Source organism: Comamonas sp. HJ-2 (genome assembly GCF_053615495.1).
Genome location: NZ_JBSIFD010000042.1, coordinates 21,954 through 28,366, shown reverse-complemented (window position 1 = coordinate 28,366; position 6,413 = coordinate 21,954). Strand labels below are relative to the sequence as shown.

Below are 6,413 nucleotides of genomic sequence, written 5' to 3'. Positions count from 1 at the left end.
GTTGTCATTGTGTTTGCGGACAAGCAGGCTCTCGCCTGCGGTGGATTGTCCGTTTACACAAAATTCTGCACACCCTCTAGGCGGATCGGGCTGATCTGTGTAGGTATGCCACATGTCATGCTGGCATACTCCAGAATCATTAGCCTTCCCCTTTTACCGAAGTACTTTGCCAAGCTGTTCATGCCTGCCTCACGCCCCATTGATTTTTGCGCTGTAGTCGCTGCACTGAAGGACATGGTCCCTAGTCTGTCTGCTGTCTATGCCTTTGGCAGTCAGGTGAGTGGTGATGCAGGGCCTGAGAGTGATCTGGATGTTGCTTTGATGGCTGACGATACTCTTGGCGCTGAGGTGCTTTGGGACCTCGCTAGTCGTTTAGCGGGGATTGTTGGCTGTCCTGTCGACTTGCTGAATCTACGCTCTGCCTCGACGGTTATGCAGTACCGGATTGTGACAACGGGCCAACGTCTGTGGGCCAGAGATGAGCAGGCAGCGCTCTATGAAACCTTCATCCTTAGCCAAAAGACAGCATTGGACGAGGCGCGCGCAGGCTTGCTGCAAGACATTCAAAAAACAGGGACCGTTTATGGTTGATGACGTACTCATTAACAAAGCAGCAACGATTGAGCGTTGCGTCCTGCGGGCTAAAGAGGAGTACGAAAAATCTCCATCTACATTTGCAGCCGATCACACCCGTCAAGATGCAGCGATCTTGAACGTCCAGCGGGCGTGTGAAGCAGCCCTGGACATGGGGCAGCACCTGATCCGGCGCGAGCGCCTAGGCATTCCTCAAAGTTCGAGGGATGTATTCACTTTGCTGGCTCAGGCACGTTGGATTGAAACGGCATCACTCTCGTCTGATAGACGCTTCTTCAACCAGGCCCTACATGCCGCAAGGCCGTGAGTTTTTCATTTTCATATGCGGCCGCAAAAAACCTCTTTTTCCCCATTTAGACCTTGTCGCATTTGCCGATAGTGAACAGGACGCTGCGTGTTGTTGGAGATGCGGCGCCGCATACCGTTGGCGTGACGACGGAGCCCTATTTATCCACGAATCACATGAACAAGAGTTTTGGCTTCGGTATCGCCAAGCGCCTGTACCTCGTCAGCGGGCTGATCACGGCTGCTCTGATCGCACTGGCGCTCTACGCGCATTTCAGTCTCAACGACGCGGCCGCTCAGGCCGAACACACCAAGACCAACCGGGTGCCGCAGCTGCAGGCCATGGCCGAATTGGAGCTCAATGTGACCCAGGTGTCGCTGCAGATCCGGCACTCCATCCTGGCGCGCAATCCCCAGGAACTCAACGACACGCTGAATTACATCGGCGACAAGCGCAAGCACATGGACGAGGTGCTGGCGGCCTTCGAGAAGCGCCTGTTTTCTCCGGAAGGCAAGGCGCATTTCGTCAAGGTCTCGCCCGCCATGGCCGCGTTCTGGAAAGACGGCGAGGCCAACATCGCCCTGATCAAGGAGGGCAAGAAGGACGAGGCCTTCGCCTACCTGGTGGACAAGACCATCCCGACCCGCAACGTACTGCTGAAGCTGTTCGCCGAAGAGCGTGACATTCATCAGGCGGGTCTGGAAGCGGACATCGCCGGCATTGAAAAAAGCACCCAAACCACCGCGCTGATGCTGACAGCCGTGGCGGTGGTGATTGCTGTGGCCCTGATGGCCTTTTCCTGGTTCGTCGCACAGCTGCTGCGCCGCCGGGTGCAGGTGACCCAGCAGGTGGCAGAGCGGGTGCGCGATGGCGATCTCACGGTCGCGGTGGTCGACAACGCCCGCGACGAATTCTCCCCACTGCTGACCGCCATGGGCGAGATGCAGGCCTCGCTCACACGCGTGGTCAGCAACGTCCGGCAAGGGGCGGACAGCGTGGCCACGGCCAGTGTGCAGATCGCGCAAGGCAACAGCGACCTGTCTTCGCGCACCGAGCAGCAGGCCTCGGCGCTGGAGGAAACTTCCGCGTCCATGGAAGAAATGGGCTCGACCGCTCAGCAGAACGCCGACAACGCGCGCCAGGCCAGTCAGCTCGCGTCCAGCGCCAGCGGCGTGGCCATCCAGGGCGGTGAAGTGGTCAACCAGGTGGTGCAGACCATGAAGGAGATCAACGAGAGTAGCCGCAAGATCAGCGACATCATCGGCGTGATCGACGGCATCGCCTTCCAGACCAACATCCTGGCGCTCAACGCGGCGGTGGAGGCTGCGCGCGCGGGCGAACAGGGCCGTGGCTTTGCCGTGGTGGCTGGCGAGGTGCGCAGCCTGGCTCAGCGCAGCGCCGAAGCGGCCAAGGAAATCAAGGGCCTGATCAATGCCAGCGTCGAACGCGTGGAGCAGGGCACGGCCCTGGTGGACCAGGCCGGCAGCACCATGCAGGAGATCGTGCAGTCGATCCAGCGCGTGACCGACATCGTGGGCGAGATCAGCAGCGCCAGCCAGGAGCAGAACGCCGGTGTGAACCAGGTCAGCGAAGCGGTCAGCAACATGGACCAGACCACACAGCAGAACGCGGCCCTGGTGGAAGAAAGCGCGGCGGCGGCATCGAGCCTGCAGCAGCAGGCCCAGCAACTGGTGCAGGCGGTGTCGGTGTTCAAGCTGTCCAGCGCCACGTCTTCCATGTCCACCCTGTCTCCGAGCCCCGCGCCCGTGGTCAAGCCGGCCCCCGTCGTGCGCCCGCCCGTGGCGAGCCCCGCCCGAAAGCCTGCCGCCCGGCCGCAAGCCCCGAAGCCAGTCGCGGTGGCGTCAACAGCTGCCGCAAGCGACGGGGACAGCTGGGAAAGCTTCTGAACCGCCTCCGAGGACCCGACCATGGACATGCACTCTCCCTCCACCGCTGCCGGCGATGCCCGCCACGTCGCAGGCCAGCAAGGCGCCCATGCCGAATTCCTGACCTTCCGCCTGGGTGCGGAGGAATACGGGATCGACATCCTGCGGGTGCAGGAGATCCGCTCCTTGAACCGCCCCGGGTTTCAAGGAGGCCGATTGGTTTAAGTTGACACCTCTATCGAGGTGTTGCTGACGGCGAGTTGCCTCCAGTAGTTTGCCTCAGCTTCTGCCGGAGGGATGCCCCCATTCGGCGTGAGCAGTCGGGCGTGGTTGAACCAGTGCACCCACTGCAGGGTGGCCAGTTCCACGGATTCCCTGGTCTTCCAGGGTCCCAGGCGGTGAATCAGCTCGGCCTTGTACAGCCCGTTGATGGTCTCGGCCAGCGCGTTGTCGTAGCTGTCACCCCGGCTGCCCACCGAAGGCCGTATGCCTGCCTGGTCCAAGCGTTCGGTGTAGCGGATGCTGACGTATTGACTGCCCCTGTCGGAATGGTGCGTCAAGGCATGGGCTGCAGGCTGGCGCTCGTACAAGGCCTGCTCCAGTGCATCCAGCACGAAGTCAGTCTGCATGCTGCGGCTGACCCGCCAGCCCACGATGCGCCGGGCATACACGTCCAAAACAAAGGCCACATACAGCCAGCCCTGCCAGGTGGAGACATAGGTGAAGTCCGACACCCATAGCCCATTGGGTCGGCTGGCATGGAAGTGCCGGTTGATGTGATCCAGCGGGCACGGCGCTGATGTGTCAGGCGTGGTGGTACGCACCGCCCTGCCACGGCGTGCCCCTTGCAAGCCCATGGCACGCATCAGTCGCTCCACAGTACAACGTGCCACCGGGATACCCTCGCGGTTCATCTGCAACCAGACCTTGTCGGCTCCGTAGACCTGCCAGTTGGCGTGCCACACGCGCTGGATGTCGGCCTTCAAACCCTCGTCACGCTGGGCGCGTTGACTGCGCAGTTGCGGGTTGCGTTGCCGGGCTGCGTGGCGCCAGTAACACGATGGGGCCATATGCAGCACCCGGCAGATGGGCTCGACCCCGTAGTCGTCACGGTGGCGGTCGATGTAGTTCTTCAAGACTTCAATCGGCGGTCGAGCTCCGCCTGCGCAAAAAAAGCGCTCGCAGCCTTGAGGATGTCATTGGCTCGGCGCAGTTCCTTGTTCTCTCGCTCCAGTTGCTTGAGCCGCTCACGTTCATCCGTGGTCAATCCTGGGCGTTGGCCTGCATCTATTTCTTTGCGCTGCACCCATCCATGCAAGGTGCTGACAGAGCAGTCAATCTTGGGGGCTATCGATTCACATGCGCCCCACAGCGATGCGTAATCCGCTTGGCATTCCTGCACCAAACGTACGGCACGTTCACGTACCTCAGGGCTAAAACGAGCAGCTTTAGTGTTCATGACTCAATCCTCTCAGGAGTTGAGCCTCCACGGAAGCCGGTGTGATTCAGGCCAGCGTGGGATGGTCCTGGACAAACTGGCTGGTGTTGAAGACCTGGCCATCCTTGCTGCGCTTCCAGGTCACAGCGCCGCCGCAGGCAAATACCGCCTTGCTGGCCTCGCCCATGTGCATCTGCAGGTGCTGACGCAAACGGGCTTCGCGCTTGTTGGCAGCGTCCAGCTCCAGTCGGGCTTGCACTAACTCCTCAAAGCAGGCGCTCAGACCCTCGTCGTCACTGAAATCCACCTGATCGCCGCTATCGACGGGGTAGAGGTAACGCAAGGCCTTCTCGCTGCTCTCGGAGCCATCGCCAGGCGGCGCTGTGCCGCTTTGGACCATCTCCCAAAACTCTTGCTCCAAGGCAATCAAACGGGCAATCAGCGCCTCATCCCGTTCAATCCTAAAAATCCGCAGCTCCTGACCCCCGATCAGCACAGCCACATCGGCCGCCCGATGCCCCGTGACTGCCAGCTGGTGCATCACCTGCAATTGCACATACTCCGGCACGCCATCGCGCCACAGGCGAGCGCCATGGATGCCTGCAGTTTTGCATTCCAGGATCTGCACATCGCCAGCGCCGACCACCTCACGGTCCACATTCGCCAGCATCCAGGCATGCTCCGGGTGCTGCAAGACCGCATTCACACGGCGCACCTTGTTGCCAGTGCGCTTGGTGTAATGCGCCGCCACAATGGGCTCCAGCAACGTGCCCCAGAACATGGGGCTGGTGTCATCCAGAGGGTCGATGGCTGGCAAGAGATCGCCCTTGCCCGTCTTGAGCATCCACAGCTCCAGCTGCGACTGGTAAGGGTTCAGCCCCACGGCTGCGGCAGCATCGGAGCTGCCAATACCGGTGCGGCGCACCTCCAGCCAATCATCACGCGCCATGTCCTTGGTAGACACCAGGCGCAGTGCAGCCCCTTTGCGGGGCGAGCGGGCAGGGGAGACAGGCGCTGCTGCACCATGCCCCGAAGGGCTGACCAAGTGCAAAGACATACAAAACTCCTTGGCCCGCAAGGATGCGGGCATAAAAAAGCCGCCTTAGAAGGCGGCTTGTGGGGGTGACAAAAGAGACGCAAATAAAAGCGCAAACAAGGTGAGAGGAAGACGGTACAAGCTGTCCAAAGGCCGCCAACACGCATGCAGGCCAACACGCTCAGGCCACCAGTTGCAAGGCATGGTCCAAGGCCCGCTGCTTGATCACAGCCCCCTGGCCGAACCAGGCACTGTCCAGGCGGTTGTCCTGGCTGCGGGCTTGTTTCTCGTGGTCCACGAACTCTGTGACGGCGCACAGCAAGCCCCAGGCCGTGTCCTTGGCGGCATGCATCTCGGCCCCACGGCCATGGCCCTCATAGAGCATCTGCACCTTCTTGAGTGCCCGCTCATTGGTCAGGCCCACCGACAAATCGGTGTGGCTGTCCGCATTGCAGATCACCTTCAGGAAATAGTTCATCGCCTCATGGGTCTTGACCTTGCGCTCAGCCAGCGTCTTCATGCGGTACATGAAGCTATCCCACTGACCCACGGCCACGCCCAACTGGCGCTTGACCGCTTGGGCATCGAACGTTGTGCTGTGCGGCACTTTGACTGCGCCCACACCATCACGCAGCGCAATCGTCAGTGTGTTGTTGCACACCACCCGCACGGTCGTGGGCATCGCCACCGTGGCCAGCGTCCCATCGCAGGACGTCGCCAGCAGCAAATAGCCGTTGACCACATCCTTGCCCTTGAGAGCGGCAGATTTGCCTGTGCGGGCCAGTGCCCAGAACTTGCGACCGGCTTTGAGCACCCCGGCTGTCTCCAGCTCGTAGCCGGCCACTTCGGTCAGGTCCCGATAGAACTCCAGCACCTCTCGGGGCTGCACCACCTGGTAGCGACTGCCTACCACCGACAGAGGCGCTTGCGTATCGCTGCGATACAGCACCTTTTGCTCGGGGAACTCCTTGGGTTCGGCATACAGACCTGAAAGACCGGACTCCGCATCAGAGGCGAGATAACGCACCGGCGTTTCTTGAATGCGCCAATCCATGCCGGCAGCCTGGGCCCAGACATCGATGCTTTGCTTGGCGGGCAGTGCGTGGCCCAGTTCATGCCAAGGGGTTTGACCAGCGTAGGCCATGGTTTCAACGAGATGTGCCATGAGAAATC

General features: G+C 61.0%; 6 protein-coding genes, 1 pseudogene and 1 other annotated feature. Of the genes and pseudogenes, 4 read left to right on the top strand and 3 right to left on the bottom strand.

Annotation, left to right across the window (positions count from 1 at the left end; translation table 11 throughout):
- The 4 genes and pseudogenes from mntA to ACWGXF_RS23110 form a co-directional block, all read left to right on the top strand.
- A partial coding sequence (gene mntA, locus ACWGXF_RS23125) for a type VII toxin-antitoxin system MntA family adenylyltransferase antitoxin (protein WP_452102543.1) occupies window positions 1–591 on the top strand: 591 nt, incomplete at its 5' end.
- A complete protein-coding gene (gene hepT, locus ACWGXF_RS23120) occupies window positions 584–901 on the top strand; it encodes a type VII toxin-antitoxin system HepT family RNase toxin (protein WP_148748440.1) in 318 nt (105 codons plus the stop codon). The genes mntA and hepT, both read left to right, overlap by 8 nt.
- A gap of 155 nt (window positions 902–1,056) precedes the next feature.
- Window positions 1,057–2,787, top strand: a complete 1,731-nt coding sequence (locus tag ACWGXF_RS23115) for a methyl-accepting chemotaxis protein (RefSeq protein ID WP_148748430.1) — start codon at window positions 1,057–1,059, stop codon at window positions 2,785–2,787.
- A gap of 27 nt (window positions 2,788–2,814) precedes the next feature.
- A pseudogene (locus ACWGXF_RS23110) lies at window positions 2,815–2,964 on the top strand (chemotaxis protein CheW); the annotation flags it as partial.
- A gap of 23 nt (window positions 2,965–2,987) precedes the next feature.
- Here ACWGXF_RS23110 and ACWGXF_RS23105 read toward each other — a convergent pair.
- The 3 genes from ACWGXF_RS23105 to ACWGXF_RS23095 all read right to left on the bottom strand — a co-directional run bounded on the left by ACWGXF_RS23105 (window position 2,988) and on the right by ACWGXF_RS23095 (window position 6,405).
- Window positions 2,988–4,225 (bottom strand): IS3 family transposase gene (locus ACWGXF_RS23105; RefSeq protein WP_332295737.1). Its coding sequence is split into 2 segments (ribosomal slippage): window positions 2,988–3,943 and window positions 3,943–4,225, totalling 1,239 coding nucleotides; the frame shifts between segments, so codons are not numbered across the junction.
- Window positions 3,828–3,944 (bottom strand) — a sequence feature (AL1L pseudoknot). Its footprint overlaps the gene before it by 117 nt.
- A 46-nt stretch (window positions 4,226–4,271) precedes the next feature.
- Window positions 4,272–5,261, bottom strand: a complete 990-nt coding sequence (locus tag ACWGXF_RS23100) for a YqaJ viral recombinase family nuclease (RefSeq protein WP_148748428.1) — start codon at window positions 5,259–5,261, stop codon at window positions 4,272–4,274.
- Window positions 5,262–5,421: 160 nt separating this feature from the next.
- Window positions 5,422–6,405: a DUF932 domain-containing protein gene (locus tag ACWGXF_RS23095; protein WP_148748427.1), complete on the bottom strand. Its 984-nt coding sequence runs from the start codon at window positions 6,403–6,405 to the stop codon at window positions 5,422–5,424.
- Between the last annotated feature and the right edge of the window lie 8 nt (window positions 6,406–6,413).

What these genes read in the sequence shown, in the direction of transcription:
- hepT (WP_148748440.1), top strand. Translation starts at nt 584, where the DNA reads ATGGTTGATGACGTACTCATTAACAAAGCAGCAACGATTGAGCGTTGC.
- ACWGXF_RS23115 (WP_148748430.1), top strand. Translation starts at nt 1,057, where the DNA reads ATGAACAAGAGTTTTGGCTTCGGTATCGCCAAGCGCCTGTACCTCGTC.
- ACWGXF_RS23100 (WP_148748428.1), bottom strand. Translation starts at nt 5,261, where the DNA reads ATGTCTTTGCACTTGGTCAGCCCTTCGGGGCATGGTGCAGCAGCGCCT.
- ACWGXF_RS23095 (WP_148748427.1), bottom strand. Translation starts at nt 6,405, where the DNA reads ATGGCACATCTCGTTGAAACCATGGCCTACGCTGGTCAAACCCCTTGG.